Consider the following 18604-nt stretch of genomic DNA (forward strand, 5'->3'; position numbering starts at 1 on the left):
TTTCCCCCTTGACCTCCTCGCAACCGCCCGCGCACAATACTGCAGAATCTAAATTTAGAGTCTATATAAATCAACCGGCAACCCCGCCGCCATCCGCCGGAAACACCGCCGGACCGCCGGTCGCCGGGACCAACCGAGTGAGGCGCTCTTGACCAGCACAGATCAGGTGATCCCCGCACGCGCATCGTCCGACCCCGACTGGTGGCGGCAGGCCGTCGTCTACCAGATCTACCCGCGCAGCTTCGCCGACTCCGACGCCGACGGCGTGGGCGATCTGCAGGGCATCATCAGCCGGGTCCCGTACCTGATCGAGCTGGGCATCGACGCCGTCTGGCTGAGCCCGTTCTACCCGTCCGCCCTGGCCGACGGCGGGTACGACGTCGACGACTACCGCAACGTGGACCCCCGGCTGGGCACGCTGTCCGACTTCGACGAACTGGTCGAGGCGCTGCACACCGCAGGCATCAAGCTGATCGTCGACATCGTCCCCAACCACACCTCGAACCGGCACGAGTGGTTCCGCGAGGCCCTGGCCGCACAACCGGGCTCACCTGAACGCGACCGGTACATCTTCCGCGACGGGACCGGCCCGGATGGCGCAGAGCCGCCGTCCGACTGGGACTCCGTCTTCGGTGGTTCCGCCTGGGCCCGGACTGATGACGGACAGTGGTACCTGCACCTCTTCGCGGCCGAGCAGCCCGACCTCAACTGGCACAACCAGGAGGTCCGCGCAGACTTCCTGACCACCCTGCGGTTCTGGTCGGACCGCGGCGTCGACGGTTTCCGGATCGATGTCGCGCACGCGCTGGTCAAGGACCTCAGTGAGCCGCTGCCCTCGAAGACCACCCTGCCGCGCCAGTCCGAGTCCAACGGCCTGCACCCGCTGTGGGACCGCGACGAGGTGCACGAGATCTACACCGAGTGGCGCAAGGTGCTCAACGAGTACGACCCGCCCCGCTCGGCGGTGGCCGAGGCGTTCGTGCCGGCCGCCCGCCGCGCGCGGTACGCGAGTGCAGACGGCCTCGGCCAGGCCTTCAACTTCGATCTGCTCCAGGCGGACTGGGACTACGGCAAGTTTCGCAAGGTGATCGAGGAGAACCTGGCGCTCGCCGAGGAGAACGGCTCGTCGAGCACCTGGGTCTTCTCGAACCACGACGTCGTCCGGCACGCCACGCGGTACGGGCTGCCGAACGATCCGGAGGGCGCCTGGCAGGACGGCAAGGCGTGGCTGCTCAGCAACGGCACGGAGCCCACAGTCGACGTAGTACAAGGGCTGCGGCGGGCGCGGGCGGCGGTTCTGTTGATGCTGGCGCTGCCCGGTTCGGCGTACCTGTATCAGGGTGAGGAGCTCGGGCTGCAGGAGGTCGGCGAGTTGCCGGCGGCGAGCCTGCAGGACCCGGCGTACTTCCGGTCGAAGGGCGCCGAGAAGGGTCGTGACGGTTGCCGTGTGCCGCTGCCCTGGACGATCGGCGGGTTGTCGTTCGGCTTCGGCGCGGGCGGGTCGCACCTGCTGCAGCCGACGTGGTTCGGTCAGTACTCCGTGGAGGCGCAGGAAGGAGACCCCGGATCGACGCTGAGTCTCTACCGCAAGGCCCTCGCCGTACGCCGTGGTCTGCAGACCAGCGAAGGCCTCGAGTGGGTCGACGGCGTGGAGTGGGCCCTGCACTTCAAGCGCCCGGGCGGCTGGCAGTCGGTCACCAATTTCGGCGCCGCCCCGATCGAGCTGCCCGAGGGCGCGGTCGTCCTGTCCAGCGGCCCGCTGGAAGGCGACAAGCTCCCGTCCGACACGACCGCCTGGCTCATCTAGGCAATATCGCGTACTACGCGACGCGAGGCGGCTGCCCCCTGCGGCCGTCTCGCGCCTCGACGCGGCAGGATGGTGGCGTGGAACCGAGACTTGGTGATGTGCTGGCCGTCCTCGACGAGTTGTACAACCCTGCCTGGGCGGAGAGCTGGGACGCGGTCGGGCTCGTGACCGGGGACCTCGACCAGCCGGTGCGGAAGATCCTGTTCGCGGTCGACCCGATGCGAGTGGTCGTCGACGAGGCGATCGGTGCGAACTTCGACCTGCTCGTCACCCACCATCCGCTGCTGCTCCGCGGCGTGAACAGCGTCGCGGCGACCACGCCCAAGGGCAAGGTCATTCACGACCTGATCAAGAGCGGAACCGCGCTGCACGTCTGCCACACCAACGCGGACAACGCGAACCCCGGCGTGAGCGACGCCCTCGCCCGGAAGCTCGGCCTGCAGGACACCCGGCCGCTGAAGGCCTTGCCGCAGGATCCGATGGACAAGCTCGTCGTCTATGTGCCGGTCGACGACACCCAGAAGGTCATCGACGCTCTCGCGGCCGTTGGTGCCGGGAAGATCGGCGACTACGACCGTGCCGCGTGGACGTCGGCCGGCGAAGGCACGTTCCGCCCGCTCGAAGGTGCGAATCCGGCGATCGGCAAGGTGGGCGAGATCGAGGTTGTGCCGGAGTCGCGCGTGGAGATGGTGCTGCCGCGGCATCGCCGGCGGGCGGCGGTCGAGGCGATCAGGAGTGCGCATCCGTACGAGGAGCCCGCGTTCGACATCTTTGAGTTGGCCGCGTTGCCGAGCGATCTCGGCGGCGGGCGGATCGGCGTACTGGCTGAACCGCTGGCACTCGAGGAGTTCGCTGCGACGGTGGCTGCGAACCTGCCGCGGACGGAGCACGGCGTACGGGTTTCGGGTGATCCGCAGCGGCGGATCGAATCCGTGGCTGTCGTCGGGGGAGCGGGCGACTCCGAGTTCGACCGGGTCCGGGCCGCGGGGGTCGATGCGTACGTGACGGCCGACCTTCGGCATCACCCGGCGACCGAGGCGCGTGCGTACGACGAAGGCCCGGCGCTGGTCGACGTCGCGCACTGGGCCAGCGAGTGGCCGTGGCTCGAGGACGCCGAGCGGCTGGTCACAGAAGGTCTCGCCGAGCGGGGATTCAGGATCGACACGACGGTGTCGACGATCTGCACGGACGCCTGGACCGCGCGCTTCTGAAAGCCAGTTGAACCAGGCTGGACTAGACCCGAACGGCTCTAGGGTGGCGCCCATGAACGTGCGTCTGGGGCCCGTCGCGCTGGTGCTGGCCGGTCTGCTGTCCGCCTGCGGACCCGCCGAGAAGCCGGAGGCGAGCCCACAGCCGACCGGTACGCCGGCCGGCCTGCCCTCCGTGTCGCACCCGAAGGCAGCGGTTCCCAAGGACCGCGACCTCGCCAGGGTCGTCTCGACATTGACCGGCATCGACGCCTGCAGGCTGCTCGATCCCACCAAGGCGCCGAGCCTCGGCAAGGCGACCATCAGCAGAACCGGTCCGCACGGCTGCGAGATCGAGGGACAGCACGCCTTGATCCGCGCCGAACTCGGCGCGTGGGGTGACCGGAGCAAACGGTTCGGGTGGGAGCTCGGCGAGGTGCGCGGGGCCCGGATCTACCGGCAGCGCTTCGACGACGAGTGCACGGTCTGGATGCCGGTGTCCTTCGACTACTCGATCCGCTTCTTCAGTTCCACGAAGTTCACGCGACCCGAATCCGCTTGCCGTGAGGCCGATGCCTTCGCGGCGGCGGCCGTTGCGGTGCTGACCAAGGCGGGCACTCCGGCGCACGTACCGCTGGCGGGCTGGAGCGGTTGTGCCGTACTGAGCGCGATCCTCGGTCAGCCGGTCGGATCGCTGCAGCTCGGCGGCGCCTCATCGGACTTCGTCGACGGATGCAGCGGCCGTACCGCGAGCCTCGGCATCTGGTACGGGACCGGGCTGAAGGCGTTCAAGAAGACGCTGCGGATCGGCGGCCGGACGGTCGGGGTGGACGAGTACAAGGAGTGCAGCTTGACGTGGGACCAGGGACTTTCCGGGCAGCCGGCGCCGAACGACCGGATCCGGGTCGACATCACTGCGCCGACTTGCGCCGCAGGACAGCAGCTGGTCAAGAAGGCCCAGACGCTTCTCGCCGGTCCGGCACCGAAGCGTGCCCCGGCGCAGTACCCCTTGTACCTGCGCGCGGACGAACCTGACTCACCTCGGCCGGGCGCCTGCGTGGACCTGAACCTCGATGACCGGACACCGTGCCAGCCTTACGTGCCGGTGGATGCGCCGAACGGTGCCGCGGAGATTCTCCGGCGAGCAAAGGCGGATCCCAATGTGGTTTGCGCGGTCAGTACGGCCGCCGTCGGCAGGCTCCTCGGAGCCGGTCTCCAGCCGGTGACCACGCGCGACGAGAGCTGCACGTACGTGGAGCAGACACATCGCCTCCAGGTGGTCGTGGGCATCGGCAACCAGTCGTCGCTCGCCTACCAGTCGGACCTCCAGTCGCCGAAGATCGCGGGTCGCGAGGCGAAGCTCAAGACCGGCGCGACCGAAAACGTGCTGGTGGTCGACTGCGGGCAAGGGGTCTTCCTGGAGCTCGACTTCGCGTTCTCGAAAGGCCGCACCGGCCGGCTCGACACGACACGCACGAAGGATCTCCAGCCGCTGGCCACCGAGATCGTCAGCCAGTTCTTCTGACCACGGCAGGTGGATTGCTGCCTTGCGAGCTCGGGGCAGTACCGTGGACACTCACATCTCGACGCTCTGCACCGACGCCTGGACCTCGCGGCTCTGACGGTGGGTGAGCTGACAACTGAACTGAGCTATAAGGAGCCGACCCTGAACGCCGAGCCCGCCGTCCAACGCCGGTTACTGGACCTGCAGGATCTCGACCTGCAGCTGGATCAGGTCGCCCACAAGCGCAAGTCGCTGCCCGAGCACCAGGCCCTGGCCGAGCTCGGCGCGGAGAAGTCCGTGGTCGACCGCGAACTCGTCACCGCCGACACCGAGGTCAGCGACCTGCAGCGCGAGCAGAAGAAGGCCGACAGCGATGTCGACCAGGTCCGCCAGCGCAAGGCCCGCAACCAGCAGCGCCTGGACTCCGGCGCGGTCACCTCGCCGCGCGACCTGGAAAACCTGCAGCACGAGATCGGCTCGCTGGACCGCCGGATCGCCGACCTGGAGGACGCCGAGCTCGAGGTGATGGAGCGGCTGGAGGCTGCCGAGGCGGTGCAGGCCGACCTGCGGTCGAGGGCCGACGCGTTCGCCGGCCGGCAGGCCGAGCTGGAGAGCACCAGGGACGCCGCGCTGAAGGAGCTGGACGAGCAGCGCTCGGTGCTCGGCGAGAAGCGGTCGGCCGTGGCCGCGGAGCTGCCGGACGACCTGATCACGACCTACCAGAAGCTGCGTGAGCGCAACGGCGGGATCGGTGCGGCGCCGCTGGTCGGCAAGCGCTGCATGGGTTGCCGGATGGAGCTGGCGCCGTCCGACCTGACGAAGTTCAAGGCGGCGGCACCCGACGCCGTACTGCGTTGTGAAGAGTGCGGCCGCATCCTGGTCCGTACTTCGGAAAGCAGCGTATGAGTTACACCCACGTGATCGTCGAGGCCGACGGTGGCTCGCGCGGCAACCCCGGCCCGGCGTCGTACGGTGCGTTGGTGCGCGACCCCGAGACCGGGAAGGTGATCGCTCAGGCCGGGGTGACGATCGGCATCGCGACCAACAACGTCGCGGAGTACAGCGGGTTGATCGCCGGGCTGGAGCTGGCCGCGGAGTACGCGCCGAATGCCTCGATCGAGGTGCGGATGGACTCCAAGCTGGTGATCGAGCAGATGGCCGGCCGGTGGAAGATCAAGCACCCGGACATGAAGCCGCTGGCGATGAAGGCGCAGTCGCTGGCGCCGTTCGGGACCGAGTGGACCTGGGTGCCCCGCGCACAGAACGCGGCCGCCGACGCGCTGGCGAACATGGCGCTCGACGGCATTCCGGTTCCGCGCCACCCTAGCGAGGCGGCTCCCGCAGCAGCCGCCGTACCGACCGAGGCGAGCGATCAGCAGAAGGCCATGCGTGGTTGGGGTGCGCAGACCGAGCCGCCGACGCAGCTGATCTTTCTGCGGCACGGCGAGACGCCGCACACCGTGGACAAGCGGTTCTCGGGTTCCGGTGGAGCCGATCCGGCGCTGAGCGAGACCGGGGTTGCGCAGGCGCACGCGGCCGCGCAGTACCTGTCCAAGGTTGGTGGCGTCGACGCGGTGATCTCGTCGCCGATGCTGCGGGCGCGGCAGACAGCGGACGTTGTCGCCGGGGCGCTCGGGCTCGACGTGGTCGTGAACGACGCGTGGATCGAGTGCTCGTTCGGTGAGTGGGACGGATTCACGTTCGCCGAGGTGCAGGAGAAGTGGCCGGAGGCACTCAACGCGTGGATGGAGTCGACGTCGGTCGCGCCGCCCGGTGGCGAGTCGTTCGACGCCTGCGCGCGGCGAGCGAGGTCCGCGCGCGACTCGGTGCTGGCGGCGTACCCGGGCAAGACGGTCGTCGTGGTCACCCACGTGACGCCGATCAAACTGATGGTCCGCGGCGTCCTGCAGGCCCCGATGACGTCCCTGTTCCGGATGGAACTGCGGCCCGCGAGCATCACCGAGATCCACTGGTACGCCGACGGCCTGGCGTCGCTGAAGTCCTTCAACCTCCAGCCCTCGCTAGTCTGACCCTGACAACCCACCACGACGGAGTGGTGGGCTGAGTGGACGGAGTGATCGGGTGCCGTTGCAAAGGGTGCGTTTCGCCGAGGAAGTCCCCGAGGTGTTCCGGGCGTCGCTGTCGGCGATCCGGCGCGAACTCGACGTACCGGCAGAGTTTCCCGCCGAGGTGGTGCAGGCGGCGCTGGCCGCGGCGGACAACCCGCGGCTGCCCGAGCTGGACCGGACCGACCTCGAGTTCGTCACGATCGATCCGCCCGACTCGATGGACCTCGACCAGGCGCTGCACATCGAGCGCAACGGCGACGGCTACACCGTGTACTACGCGATCGCCGACGTCGCCGCGTTCGTCCAGCCCGGCGACCCGATCGACGTGGAGGCGCGCAAGCGCGGCGAGACGCTCTACGCACCCGACAAGCGCACCCCGCTGCATCCGCCGGAGCTGTCCGAGGGCGCGGCGTCGTTGCTGCCCGACCAGGTCCGGCCGGCCTTGCTCTGGACGATCCAGGTCGACGCCTCGGGTGAAGGCACGGACGTGAACTGCAAGCGCGCCCTGGTCAAGTCGCGCGCCAAGCTCAACTACGCCGGCGTACAGCAGGACCTCGATGCCGGTACTGCGTCGGAGTCGCTCCAGTTGCTGCGCGAGGTCGGCAAGCTCCGCGAGCAGCGCGAGCTCGAACGCGGCGGCGTGAACCTGCCGATCCCCGATCAGGAAGTTGTCGCCGGCAACGGTGAATGGAGCCTGGAGTTCCGCGCGCCGCTCCCGGTCGAGGGCTGGAACGCGCAGATCTCGTTGCTCACCGGGATGGCCGCCGCGCATCTGATGATGTACGGCGAGATCGGCATCCTGCGCACGCTGCCCGAGTCCCACGACGACCTTCGCCGCAAGCTGGAGAACACCGCCAAGGCACTGGGGATCGCGTGGCCGGTCGGTACGTCGTACGCGCAGTTCATCCACGGTCTGGACCCGAAGGTGCCGGCCCACGCGGCGATGCTCGCGGCCTGCACGGTGCTGTTCCGCGGCGCGGGGTACACGGCCTTCTCCGGTGGGGTGCCCGAGCAGCCGGAGCACGCGGCGATGAAATCGGAGTACGCCCATGTCACCGCGCCGCTGCGCCGGCTGGTGGATCGCTGGACCGGCGAGATCTGCGTGGCGCTGTGCGCCGACACCCCGGTGCCGGACTGGGTCCGCGAGTCGATGGACGACATCCCGAAGATCATGGACGAGGCCGATCGCAAGGCACACGCCTACGAACGCGCGATCGTGTCGATGGTCGAGGCGGGGTTGGTCGCGGACCAGGTCGGGTCGGAGTTCGACGGCGTGATCACCGATGTCGACGACCGCGAGCAGACTCGCGGGATCGTCGCACTGTCCACGGTCGCGATCGAGGGTCGCGTCACCGGCAAGAGCCCGCTGCCGCTGGGCCAGCCGGTCCGCGTCAAACTGATCCAGGCCGACATCAGCGCCGGCACGATCGCCTTCGAGCTAGTCGGCTAGGTACCTCTCGACGGCTGCAGTGACGCGGTCCGTGTCGCCAGTTGCGAGGAGATCGAGCAGCGCTCCTCGCAACATGGCCAGTACGCCGGTACGCCGCGCTTCGCCGCGCGTGCTCGCACGCTCGCGCTCGGGCTGCGCTGTCGCGAGCAGTTCGAGCCAGTCGGCCACGGTCGAGCGGGCGTAGTCGGCCCACGGTCCCTCCGGCGCGACCAGGGACCGTCCGTACGCCTCGACCCACAACGTCATCAGCGGGCGGCGCTCCTTGGCGGCGAGCCAGCTCCACAACTCCCGAGCGACCACCTCGAGCCCGGGCGCATCGTCGTACCGGCTGTTGATCTCCTGGAGGAGCTCCAGCTCGTCGGTGCGGCTCCGGGCGAGCAGGGCGCGGATCAGCCCGTCCTTGCTGCCGAACAGGAACAGCAGCACCCGCGGACTCGAGCCGATCGCGGTCGCCAGCGGGCGCAACGAGAGATCGGCCAGCCCGTGCGTCAGCGAGTACGCATAGGCGCGGTCGAGCAACTCGGTCTCCCGCGCGGAGGGGGCTGGTTTCGTCGTGGCCACGGGGTTAGTATCGCTCACTGAAACAGTCGTGTCAGTAGAGCGGGGCAGCACAATGCAAATCAGAAACCTTGGCCGGCCGGGCGACCTCGGCTGGGTGGTGATGGCGCACGGGGAGGTCTATCGGCGCGAGTTCGGCTTCGACGAGGGCTTCGAGGCGTTCACCGCGCGGTACGTTGCCGACTTCGCGAGCAAGCAGGAGACCGGTCGCGGCGCCGCGTGGATCGCGGTCGACGAGGACGGTCGCCGGCTCGGGTGCGCGTTCTGCCTCCCGGGTGATGAGCCCGACACCGTCGTACTGCGCTGTCTGCTGGTTCATCCGGATGGGCGCGGGGTCGGCCTCGGCGGCCGGCTGCTCGATACGGCTGTGGAGTTCGGCCGTACTGCGGGGTACCGCCGGCTGAAGTTGTGGACGAACGATCCGCTGGTGACCGCACAGGGGATGTACGCGGGTCGCGGGTTCACCTTGACGCGGAAGCGTCCGCATCGGGCGTTCGGGCTGGACCTCATCGAGCTGCACTACGAACTGGAGTTGGGCGATGAGTGAGGCGGTGATCCGGGCAGCTGTGGAGCCGGGCGATCTCGGCTGGGTGGTGATGGCGCACGGGGAGTTGTATGCGGCGGAGTTCGGCTGGGGGAGTCAGTTCGAGCAGTTGGTGGCGGGGATCGTCGCCGACTATGCGGCCTCACACGACCCGCAGTACGAGGCGGCCTGGATCGCTGAGCTGGACGGCAAGCGGGTCGGGTCGATCTTCTGCGTGCGCGGACCGGACGACGGTACGGCGAAGCTGCGGTTGCTGTTGCTCGATCCTGCCGCGCGAGGCCATGGGCTCGGGGCGCAACTGGTGGACACGTGTCTGGCGTTCGCGCGCTCGGCCGGTTACAAGCGGATGGTGTTGTGGACCACCGATCAGCAGGTCACGGCCGGGCGCATCTACCTCGCGCGCGGCTTCCGGCTGACCGGCGACGAGCTCGACGAACGCTTCGCCGACGGCGTACTCAGCCAGTACTACGAACTCGACCTCACCGGCTAGCGTTCGGGATGTCGAGCCGGGCAGGACGGCTACGACGTCTGCAGCGAACGCACTCCGCTCCGGGGTGCCGGTGAACGGGAGAAGTGCATGGAGCTGCCTGAGGTCGTGTCGCGTTCGGAGTGGCTGGCCGCGCGGAAGAAGTTCCTGGCGGAGGAGAAGGAGTTCACGCGGCGTCGCGATGAGCTGAACGCGAACCGCCGTCGCCTGCCGATGGTGCTGGTGGAGCAGGACTACGTGTTCACCGGTCCGGACGGCCCTGTTCGGCTGCTGGACCTCTTCGAAGGACGGCTGCAGTTGGTCGTGTACCACTTCATGTTCGCTCCGGAATGGGACGAGGGCTGCCCGAACTGCACGTGGCTGTCCGACGACATCGGCCGGCTGGACGGGCTGCACGAAATGCAGACCACGTACGCCGCGGTGTCGCGCGCGCCGTACGAGAAGATCGCCGCCTACAAGGAGAAGCGGGGCTGGACGTTCCCGTGGTACTCGTCGGCGGGGACGAGCTTCAACTACGACTTCCACGTCACGCTCGACGAATCGGTGCTGCCGCTGGAGTACAACTACCGCACCAAGGCCGAATGGGAAGCCACGCCCAACGCCGGCCTCGTGCAAGGCGAGCAGCCGTTCGACCTGCACGGCATGAGCTGCTTCCTCCGCACCGGCGAGGCCGTCCACCACACCTACTCGACGTACGGCCGCGGCACCGACTCCCTCGGCTTCTGCGGCACCGTCATCGACCTGACCGCGCTCGGCCGCCAGGAACCCTGGGAACTACCACCCGGCCGCATCCCCGAGGCGGATCATCACGACGACGGCTGCCACTAGGTCGGGCTTCGGGCTTCGGGCTCGGGCTTGGGGTGGTTGGGTGAACGGGCCGGTCTTTAAGCCGGATTCTGTGGTCGGCGATCATCTATCTACGGTGTCCGTTGCCGGGCACCTCTAGCGGCCTACCCGCGAGCTCGGGCGGGCAGCCCTCGAACGCTCGCGCAGGCGGCGGTCGCCCGTCGCCCTCTTGGCCTTGCTCCACGTGGGGTTTACCGAGCCTCCCCAGTCACCTGGGGAGCTGGTGGTCTCTTACACCACCGTTTCACCCTCACCCGCACTCCGATGAACCACGGGGTCCATCGAAGCCGCTGGCGGTCTGTTCTCTGTGGCACTGTCCCGCGGGTTGCCCCGGGTGGGCGTTACCCACCACGCTGCCCTGTGGAGTCCGGACTTTCCTCGGCGGCCACCGGGTGACCGCGAAACCGCGGCACTACCGATGAACGACGCGATCGCCCGACCGACCCGTTCGCTCTCAGGATAGTGCCTGCGCCGCGACTTCCGGCCAACGGCCGTCCGCGCCCCGCTCGTACGGGCGGACCTCGACGACCGCGTCCGGATTGAGCGGCCCGTACAGATGCGGGAACGACATCCCGATCCCGTCCAGGTCCTCGTCGGACAACGCCGACACCAGCCGCTCGACCTCGATCACAAGCACGCACAGTGGCTCGGTCACATCGGCGTAGAACGAGTTGGCCACCATCGCCACCTGATCGGCGTACGAGCAATGAATGAACGCCGCCCCGTCATCCAGCGACTGCCCTCGGGTGGACCACCGATAACACCCTGCCTCCCGCGCCGCTTCCCACTGCCCCACAAACGCCAAATGAAAAATCACCGCCATACCCAAAACCCTATCCGCGCCGTCCCCGCACCCGCCGCAACGCCGCCCAGCTGAATCTCGAATTCCGCCACAACGCTGCCCGCCACCTGCCCTGCACTTCCCGTCGGTACGGCGTACCGACAGACAGGACGTGTCAGCCCTGCCCCTTGGACGCCCCGCTCAATCAGAGAGCGCGCTGGCCTCATCCGGGTGATACCTCCTGTCGCTCGGTACCGCTCGTCACGACGTGGGTTGGTGGGTGCGGCGCTTCGGTCGGAACGCGAGTCGGGTGGGGAAACGCGCTGATAGGTTTTCGGGCATGACGACCCCCGAGGAGAACACCAGTACCGCAGCGGCGAAGGTGACGCCGGTCGACGATCTGGTGAGCACGCGGCACGAGTTGGCGATTGGTGATGAGACGCTGAAGTACACGGCCACCACGGGGCGGGTCGTGTTGCGGCAGGAGGTGCTGACCGAGGGGAAGTTCGACGGGCATGTGCCGAAGGCCGAGGTGTTCCTGACGGCGTACACGCTCGACGATGCGGATGTCTCGCAGCGGCCGGTGACGTTTGCCTTCAACGGCGGTCCGGGATCGTCGAGCATCTGGCTGCACCTCGGGCTGCTCGGGCCGCGTCGCGCGGTATCGGGCGACGTCGGTGAGCTCGTGCCGCCGCCGTACGGGCTGGAGGACAACCCCGAGACGTTGCTGCGGCACAGCGATCTGGTCTTCATCGACCCGGTGTCGACCGGATACTCGCGCGCGGTCGAGGGCGAGAAGCCGGGGGAGTACCACGGGTTCACCCGCGACCTGGAGTCGGTCGGTGAAGTGATCCGGCTGTGGACGTCGCGGAACGGGCGCTGGATGTCACCGAAGTTCCTGGCCGGCGAGTCCTACGGTACGACGCGCGCCGCCGGGCTGGCCGCGCATCTGCAGGACCGGTATGGGATGTACCTGAACGGCGTGATGCTGATCTCCGCGGTACTCGAGTTCGCGACGCTCGACTTCACGCCGGGCAACGACCTGCCGTACGCCTTGTACCTGCCGTCGTACGCCGCGACCGCGCACTACCACGGGCTGATCCCGGACCGGGAGCTGTCCGACGTACTCGCGGACGCGGAGCGGTACGCCGCCGGCCGGTATCCGAATGCGCTTGCCCAGGGCAACCGGTTGCCGGACGACTACCGGGCCGAGGTGATCACCCGGCTGGCGTCGTTGACCGGGCTGTCGGAGGACTACCTCGACCGGGTGAACCTGCGGATCGAGCACACCCGCTTCTTCGCCGAGCTGTTGCGCTCGCGCCGGCAGGTGGTCGGGCGGCTCGACAGCAGGTTCACCGGATGGGATGCGGACTCGGCCGGTGAGGTGTCGACCGACGACCCGTCGTTCCGCGCGATCATCGGGCCTTACACGGCAGCGCTGAACCAGTACGTGCGGGCCGAGTTGGAGTATCACAACGATCTCCCGTACGAGTTCCTCAGCAGCGACGCGGCCAAGGACTGGTCGTTCAAGGAGTTCGAGAGCAAGCACGTCACCGTCGCCGACAAACTCGCCGAGGCGATGCGGGCGAACCCACACCTGAAAGTCCACATCGCCTCCGGCTACTACGACTGCGCGACCCCGTACTTCGCCACCGAACACACCGTCGCCGGCCTGCAGATCCCCGCCGAACTCCGGGACAACATCGAACTCCGCTACTACCCAGCCGGCCACATGATGTACGTCAATGAAGAGTCCCGGCTGCGCCAATCCGAAGACCTGGCCACCTTCATCCAAAACGCCTCCAACCGATAGCGCCCCGAGAGATGCTCCTGGTCCGCTCAGATCGTGTGTCGACGGCTGATTCGCTGCCGGCAGGCGTCGTACTCCGGACGCCGACTCGCGCCGACACCACGGAGCTCGGTCGGTTGTACTTCGAGTCGTATGAGCCGGGTGTTGCTTGCGCGAGCGAGGCGGAGGCGATTGACGACATCGGCGCGACCTTCGACGGCGCCTACGGCCCGCTGAGTGCCGACTGGAGTTGGTTGGCGGTGGCGGGTGATCGGCTCGTCGGTGCGTTGCTGGTCGTCGAGCGTGCGCCGTGGCCGGATACGCCGGCGTGTCCGTTCATCATCGAGCTCTTCGTGGCGCCCGCACATCGCCGCCTTGGGGTTGCGCGCGGTTTGCTGGCGACGGTTGGTACCGAGGTGGCCCTGCGCGTTGCTGAGGGCAACGTTTCGGCGCGGCGGCTTTATGAGTCGGTGGGTTTCCAGCCGGGGTAGATGCGGAAGCCGGAGAAGGTGTGGTGGGGGAGGGAGGAGTAGAAGTCCTCGGCGGTGTCGGTGACCAGGTCGATGCGTTGGGCACCGGTCAACGGCATGGCGTATTCGAGGAGAGCTCGGGCAATGCCTTGGCGACGGTAGGTGGCGGCGACTGCGAGTTCCGCCAGGTAGGCCTGGATGTGGCCGTCGCTGAGGAGGTAGGCAAAGGCAACGACTTCACCATCGTTGTCGACGGCAACTACTGAGGTCACGCCCGGGGCAGTCAGTACTGCGTGGGCGCGCTCGTGGTCGGCGGGGAAGCTCGGCCAGCCTTCGGCTTCGCACAGCGCGACGATGCCGAGCAGATGCGCGCGCTCGTACTGCGTGTAGCGCACGTTCACGGCAAGGTGAGGACTTCGGCGCCGGTGTCGGTGACGACCAGGGTGTGCTCGAACTGCGCGGTCCTGGACTTGTCCTTGGTCGTCGCGGTCCAGCCGTCGTCCCACAAGTCGTAGTCATAGCTGCCGAGGGTGAGCATCGGCTCGATCGTGAACGTCATCCCCGGCTCCATCACGTCGTCGAACCGCTCGTCGTCGTAGTGCGGGATGATCAGCCCGGAGTGGAACGAGGTGGCGATCCCGTGCCCGGTGAAGTCGCGGACCACGCCGTACCCGAAACGCTTCGCGTACGACTCGATCACGCGGCCGATGATGCTCACCTGACGGCCCGGCTTGACCGCCTTGATGCCACGGTTCAGCGCTTCCTGCGTGCGCTCGACCAGCAGGCGGCTCTCCTCGTCGACGTCACCGACCAGGAACGTCGCGTTGGTGTCGCCGTGGACGCCGTCCAGGAACGCGGTGATGTCGACGTTGACGATGTCGCCGTCCTCGAGCGGGCGGTCGTCGGGGATGCCGTGGCAGATCACCTCGTTCACCGAGGTGCACAAGGACTTCGGATAGTTGCGGTAGCCCAGCGTGGACGGATACGCGCCGCGCTCGACCAGGTACTCATGGCCGATCGCGTCGAGTTCGTCCGTCGTCACTCCTGGCTTGGCGGCCGCACCGACCGCCTGCAACGCCTGCGCGGCCAGCTTGCTCGCGACGCGCATCTTCTCGATCAACTCGGGCGCGGTCACGTACGAGCCTTCGTACGGCGTCGGCGCGGGCTTGTCGACGTACTCCGGCCGGGGAATGGACGCGGGTACCGGACGGCGAGGCGAGATGATGCCAGGAGTGAGAAGCGACATGGTGGGATCATTCTAGTAGTGCGCTGGGCACTTCAGACGCGACAAGGCGATCGGAAGGTGGTCATCCGTTATGTCCGACGATCACAGCAACGAGTGGTACTACAACGTGAAGACCGGCAAGGTCGAGCCTTATGAAGGCGACAAGGCCTCCGAGCGACTCGGGCCGTACAGCTCGCCGGAAGAGGCGGCCCGCGCGTTGGAGAAGGTCCAGGAACGCAACGAGGCCTGGGACAACGACCCGAAGTGGAACGACGACTGAATGCTTCAGAAAACGCCTGCGGGGCACCACCGGAAATCGGTGGTGCCCCGCAGCTTTTCGGCTACTTCGCCGGATCAGGCCTTCTTCGCGGCGGCCTTGCGGGCCGGGGCCTTCCGGGCCGTCGTCGCGCGCTTGGCGACAGTCTTGCGGGCCGGCGCCTTCTTCGCAGCCACCCGGGCGGGCGCCTTCTTCGCGGCGACCTTCTTGGCCGGCGCCTTCTTCGCGGCGACCTTGCGGGCCGGAGCCTTCTTGGCGGCGACCTTCTTCGCGGGTGCCTTCTTCGCCACGGTCTTCTTCGCCGGCGCCTTCTTGGCCACGGTCTTCTTGGCGGTGGTCTTCTTCGCCGGTGCCTTCTTGGCGGCGGTCACCTTCTTGGCCGGTGCCTTCTTCGCGACCGTCTTCTTCGCGGTCACCTTCTTGGCCGGTGCCTTTTTCGCCACGGTCTTGGTGGCGGTGGCCTTCTTCGCCGGCGCCTTCTTGGCCACGGTCTTCTTCGCCGTGGTCTTCTTCGCGGCGACCTTTGTGGCTGGTGCCTTCTTCGCCGCAGTCACCTTCTTCGCCGTTGTCGTCTTCTTCGCTGCGGTGACCTTGCGCGCGGTGGTCGTCTTCGCGGCGCTGGCCTTCTTGGCGACAGTCTTCTTGGCGGGAGAAGCCTTTTTGGCTGTCGCCTTCCCTGCGGCTGCCTTCTTGGCTGGCACTTCTGCCTCCTTGGTGCGGCTGAGGAAAACCACGGTGGATTCCTCGTCGTCATGATGATGACAACACTTGGTGGCTACGTAAAGCACCTGAAACGTGTGCAGCTTAAGGCGTCCGGATATGCTATCCGGGTGAATAGTGCGAAAATCCTTGTGCAGAAGGGTTTTCACCGCGGCCGGAGCAGGCCGGAAGCCGGGAAAGATTTGTTGGCGACACGCACGCGAAGTCGGCCCGGATCGGCCGATTCGGTGCACTTCGGCACAAGTGTTGTCCTCGGCAACCTCTGCCGAACGACCCATGGAAGACAGGTTTCACTGCCATGCAGGACGACGTAGGAACAGTGCTCGCGTTGCCGTCGCGAGTGCGTCGGGTGGTCAGTATCGTGCCCTCGTTGACGGAAGCGATCGCGGCCACGCATCGCGAGTTGCTGGTCGGTGCGACGGACTGGTGCACGCATCCCGAAGACCTCGACGTGACCCGCGTCCGGGGAACGAAGAACCCTGATCTCGAACTCATTCGTGAACTCGCGCCGGATGTCGTGATCGCGAATGCCGAAGAGAATCGCGAACCCGATCTCGCGACATTGCGGGCGGCCGGAATCGCGGTCTGGGTCACCGCGCCGACGACACTCGACGAATCACTCGGCTCGCTTCGCCGGATGCTGTCGGCAATCACCGGTGACGTCCCGCAATGGCTCGTCGATGCGACCGCGAGTTGGAGTACGCCGTACGCCGGGCCGCGTCGTCGCGCGATCGTGCCGATCTGGCGGCGCCCGTGGATGGCGTTGGGGCGGGACACGTTCGCGGGTGATGTGCTGCGGCGACTCGGCATCGACAACGTGCTGGCGGATTCTCTCGAGCGTTATCCGAAGTTCGATCCAGCCGAACTCCCGCAGTACGACGTCGTTGTTCTGCCGGACGAGCCCTATGCGTTCGCACCGAATGACGGACCCGAGGCTTTTGCCGGGCCGGCCAAATGCGTCTCGGGCCGCCATCTCACCTGGTACGGCCCATCGCTCACCGAGGCGCGACGCGTGCTCACCGAACAGTTGCAGTGATGTGCGCCACGAAGACTGCGCTGTCAGGTAGACGGTTAGGTATGCCTCACCTACACTCGCCTGGTGCCGTCCGTGACCGCGAAGAAGAAGTGCTGCAAGGACAAGCCGAGGTGCAAGAAGTGCCCGGTGGTCCTGAAGCGGCTGGCTGATGCCGGCTGCGCGGAGCGGCTGGACCGCGTCCACTACAAGGTGGACAAGAAGGTCAAGAAGAAGGTGCTGAAGGAAGCCCGCGCCCGCTAGCAGCCCGCTGCGGTCTAGGACGCTTTGCGAAGCTCGATCGCGTTCACGGCTTGCCGGAGCAGCCCGGGAATGGTGACGTGCGCGGCCTGACCGGTCGCCTCCAGGTCGTCGGGGTGCCACCAGCCGTGGTCGCTGATCGTCGCCAGTTCGAGCTCCTCCTGGTTGGCGAAGCTCACCTCGACCGCGTCCACGCGCACCGCGAAGAAGGTCTGGTGCTGGATGATCGGGCAGCCGCCCCACTGGTACTCGATCGTGTTCGTCGCGACCGGTTCGCCGAGCGACTCGGCCGGTACCAGCAGCGCGACCTCCTCGCGCAGTTCGCGGCTCGCGGCCTGTGCAACCGTCTCGCCGGCTTCGACGCCGCCGCCGATCGTGAACCAGTACGGCCGGGCCGGAATCAGTGGGTCCCACCCGTGCAGCAGCAGGACCTTCCCGTCACCACGGACAGGAAGGACTCGAGCCGTCGTACGCCGGACGACGGTGCCGGGCGGAGGCAGGCGGGAATCGGTCACACTTCAAAACGGTAGGCGACGAAGGCGCCGCGGCGACTCGTCGTACGGCGCGTCTCGGGTCAGACGCCTTTGGTTGCGGGTGGGACGATCGATGACATGACTGCACGGATCGGCCTGGGACTGGCCGCGCTCGGACGGCCGGGGTACATCAATCTCGGTCACGACCAGGATCTCCCGCCCGGTCGTGAAGTCGAGGATCTTCGTCGCCGGACGCACGAGTTGCTGGAGCAGGCGTGGCAGGCCGGTGTCCGGTACTTCGACGCGGCCCGCTCGTACGGTCTGGCCGAGGTCTTCCTGGGCGAGTGGCTGACGCCTGAACGCCGCAGTCAGCTGACCATCGGCTCGAAATGGGGCTACACGTACGTCGCCGACTGGCGTGACGACGCCACAACGCACGAGGTGAAGGACCACTCGCTGCAGACCTTCGAACGCCAGTGGCCCGAGACCCTCGCGGCCCTTGGCGGTCGACCGGATTTCTACCTGGTCCACAGCCTGACTTCGGACAGCCCCGCGCTCTCCGACACGAAGCTGCTCGACCGCCTCGGCGAACTCGCGGCCGACGGCGTACGGGTCGGCCTGTCGACCAGTGGGCCGCATCAAGCCGAGACGTTGCGCGAAGCCCTGAAGCTGGGCGGCCCGTTCACGGTTGTGCAGTCGACGTGGAACGTGCTGGAGCCATCGGCCGGTACGGCGCTTGCCGAGGCGCACGACGCCGGGTGGTTCGTGGTGGTCAAGGAAGCCGTGGCCAACGGCCGCCTGACCTCCAAGGCCGGCGAAACCCCCTTCAATACCTTCGCTGCCAAACACGGTGTCGCGCCCGACTCGCTGGCCATCAGCGCTGCAGCAGCGCAGCCGTGGGCCGACGTGGTACTCAGCGGCGCGACCACCTCGGAGCAGCTCGAGAGCAACCTGCGGCAAGCCACGGCCGGCCCGCTGACCGAGTTCGCGCAGAAGCCCTACGAGTACTGGTCGGAACGCTCAGCCCTGCCCTGGATCTAGAACCTCGATCTAGATGTACTCGGTCAGTAGGTTGGTGACAGTCGGCTGATGGGTGGTCGGCCGCCGAGTGCGGTGTGTCGGCGTTGATTGTTGTAGAAGTCGA

At 67.5% G+C, this 18604-nt stretch carries 21 protein-coding genes and 1 other RNA gene; 15 read left to right on the forward strand and 7 right to left on the reverse strand.

Annotated elements, in window-relative coordinates; genetic code table 11:
- Positions 1-148 precede the first annotated feature (148 nt).
- From DIZ26_RS00490 to DIZ26_RS00515, 6 genes are all read left to right on the forward strand, one after another.
- Positions 149-1807 (forward strand): glycoside hydrolase family 13 protein, encoded by a 1659-nt coding sequence (locus DIZ26_RS00490; RefSeq protein ID WP_112236573.1) that lies wholly within the window; start codon positions 149-151, stop codon positions 1805-1807.
- A gap of 77 nt (positions 1808-1884) precedes the next feature.
- On the forward strand, positions 1885-3018 hold the full coding sequence (locus tag DIZ26_RS00495) for a Nif3-like dinuclear metal center hexameric protein (RefSeq protein WP_112236574.1): 1134 nt from the start codon (positions 1885-1887) through the stop codon (positions 3016-3018).
- A gap of 52 nt (positions 3019-3070) precedes the next feature.
- Complete coding sequence (locus DIZ26_RS00500; protein WP_112236575.1) at positions 3071-4519, forward strand: hypothetical protein; 1449 nt, start codon at positions 3071-3073, stop codon at positions 4517-4519.
- A gap of 99 nt (positions 4520-4618) precedes the next feature.
- Entirely contained in the window at positions 4619-5404 is a 786-nt protein-coding gene (locus DIZ26_RS00505; protein WP_232828057.1) for a zinc ribbon domain-containing protein, read from the forward strand.
- On the forward strand, positions 5401-6528 hold the full coding sequence (locus tag DIZ26_RS00510; RefSeq protein WP_112236576.1) for a bifunctional RNase H/acid phosphatase: 1128 nt from the start codon (positions 5401-5403) through the stop codon (positions 6526-6528). Before DIZ26_RS00505 ends, DIZ26_RS00510 begins: the two co-directional genes overlap by 4 nt.
- Positions 6529-6580: 52 nt before the next feature.
- Positions 6581-8017 (forward strand): RNB domain-containing ribonuclease, encoded by a 1437-nt coding sequence (locus DIZ26_RS00515; RefSeq protein ID WP_112236577.1) that lies wholly within the window; start codon positions 6581-6583, stop codon positions 8015-8017.
- Here the strand turns inward: DIZ26_RS00515 and DIZ26_RS00520 are convergent.
- Complete coding sequence (locus DIZ26_RS00520; protein WP_112236578.1) at positions 8006-8578, reverse strand: TetR/AcrR family transcriptional regulator; 573 nt, start codon at positions 8576-8578, stop codon at positions 8006-8008. The two genes, DIZ26_RS00515 and DIZ26_RS00520, sit on opposite strands and share 12 nt — an antisense overlap.
- Before the next feature lie 52 nt (positions 8579-8630).
- Between DIZ26_RS00520 and DIZ26_RS00525 the strand changes: the two genes are divergently transcribed.
- The 3 genes from DIZ26_RS00525 to DIZ26_RS00535 all read left to right on the forward strand — a co-directional run bounded on the left by DIZ26_RS00525 (position 8631) and on the right by DIZ26_RS00535 (position 10434).
- A complete protein-coding gene (locus DIZ26_RS00525) occupies positions 8631-9122 on the forward strand; it encodes a GNAT family N-acetyltransferase (protein WP_112236579.1) in 492 nt (163 codons plus the stop codon).
- The gene (locus tag DIZ26_RS00530) at positions 9115-9609 is read left to right on the forward strand and encodes a GNAT family N-acetyltransferase (RefSeq protein WP_112236580.1); all 495 of its coding nucleotides are present in this window, start codon (positions 9115-9117) and stop codon (positions 9607-9609) included. The genes DIZ26_RS00525 and DIZ26_RS00530 overlap by 8 nt, the downstream gene beginning before the upstream one ends.
- An 87-nt stretch (positions 9610-9696) precedes the next feature.
- Positions 9697-10434, forward strand: coding sequence for a DUF899 domain-containing protein (locus tag DIZ26_RS00535; RefSeq protein WP_112236581.1), 738 nt, complete (start codon positions 9697-9699; stop codon positions 10432-10434).
- A gap of 41 nt (positions 10435-10475) precedes the next feature.
- Here DIZ26_RS00535 and rnpB read toward each other — a convergent pair.
- Both rnpB and DIZ26_RS00545 read right to left on the reverse strand, forming a co-directional pair.
- An RNA gene (rnpB, locus tag DIZ26_RS00540) (RNase P RNA component class A) lies at positions 10476-10899 on the reverse strand.
- Positions 10900-10906: 7 nt separating this feature from the next.
- Positions 10907-11275, reverse strand: a complete 369-nt coding sequence (locus DIZ26_RS00545; protein ID WP_112236582.1) for a DUF952 domain-containing protein — start codon at positions 11273-11275, stop codon at positions 10907-10909.
- Between the two features lie 298 nt (positions 11276-11573).
- Between DIZ26_RS00545 and DIZ26_RS00550 the strand changes: the two genes are divergently transcribed.
- Both DIZ26_RS00550 and DIZ26_RS00555 read left to right on the forward strand, forming a co-directional pair.
- A complete protein-coding gene (locus tag DIZ26_RS00550; RefSeq protein WP_112236583.1) occupies positions 11574-13046 on the forward strand; it encodes a S10 family peptidase in 1473 nt (490 codons plus the stop codon).
- Between the two features lie 35 nt (positions 13047-13081).
- On the forward strand, positions 13082-13513 hold the full coding sequence (locus DIZ26_RS00555; protein ID WP_157979517.1) for a GNAT family N-acetyltransferase: 432 nt from the start codon (positions 13082-13084) through the stop codon (positions 13511-13513).
- Here DIZ26_RS00555 and DIZ26_RS00560 read toward each other — a convergent pair.
- A complete protein-coding gene (locus DIZ26_RS00560; RefSeq protein WP_198675810.1) occupies positions 13483-13893 on the reverse strand; it encodes a GNAT family N-acetyltransferase in 411 nt (136 codons plus the stop codon). The genes DIZ26_RS00555 and DIZ26_RS00560 overlap by 31 nt on opposite strands.
- A complete protein-coding gene (map, locus tag DIZ26_RS00565) occupies positions 13890-14738 on the reverse strand; it encodes a type I methionyl aminopeptidase (protein WP_112236585.1) in 849 nt (282 codons plus the stop codon). The genes DIZ26_RS00560 and map overlap by 4 nt, the downstream gene beginning before the upstream one ends.
- A 70-nt stretch (positions 14739-14808) precedes the next feature.
- Here map and DIZ26_RS00570 point away from each other — a divergent pair, with 70 nt between their 5' ends.
- The gene (locus DIZ26_RS00570) at positions 14809-14997 is read left to right on the forward strand and encodes a hypothetical protein (RefSeq protein WP_112236586.1); all 189 of its coding nucleotides are present in this window, start codon (positions 14809-14811) and stop codon (positions 14995-14997) included.
- A gap of 74 nt (positions 14998-15071) precedes the next feature.
- Here the strand turns inward: DIZ26_RS00570 and DIZ26_RS00575 are convergent, their stop codons facing one another.
- Positions 15072-15695: a histone H1-like repetitive region-containing protein gene (locus DIZ26_RS00575; protein ID WP_112236601.1), complete on the reverse strand. Its 624-nt coding sequence runs from the start codon at positions 15693-15695 to the stop codon at positions 15072-15074.
- Between the two features lie 317 nt (positions 15696-16012).
- On the opposite strand from DIZ26_RS00575, the gene DIZ26_RS00580 reads away from it, so the two are divergent.
- Both DIZ26_RS00580 and DIZ26_RS37240 read left to right on the forward strand, forming a co-directional pair.
- Positions 16013-16750 (forward strand): helical backbone metal receptor, encoded by a 738-nt coding sequence (locus DIZ26_RS00580; RefSeq protein ID WP_112236587.1) that lies wholly within the window; start codon positions 16013-16015, stop codon positions 16748-16750.
- 63 nt (positions 16751-16813) lie between these two features.
- Entirely contained in the window at positions 16814-16990 is a 177-nt protein-coding gene (locus tag DIZ26_RS37240; protein WP_157979518.1) for a hypothetical protein, read from the forward strand.
- Between the two features lie 14 nt (positions 16991-17004).
- On the opposite strand, the gene DIZ26_RS00585 is transcribed toward DIZ26_RS37240, so the two are convergent.
- Entirely contained in the window at positions 17005-17502 is a 498-nt protein-coding gene (locus DIZ26_RS00585) for an NUDIX hydrolase (RefSeq protein ID WP_112236588.1), read from the reverse strand.
- Positions 17503-17598: 96 nt separating this feature from the next.
- On the opposite strand from DIZ26_RS00585, the gene DIZ26_RS00590 reads away from it, so the two are divergent.
- A complete protein-coding gene (locus DIZ26_RS00590; RefSeq protein WP_112236589.1) occupies positions 17599-18501 on the forward strand; it encodes an aldo/keto reductase in 903 nt (300 codons plus the stop codon).
- Positions 18502-18604: the final 103 nt, after the last annotated feature.

Origin of the sequence: Kribbella monticola, from assembly GCF_003261635.1 — a bacterium.
GTDB lineage: Bacteria > Actinomycetota > Actinomycetes > Propionibacteriales > Kribbellaceae > Kribbella > Kribbella monticola.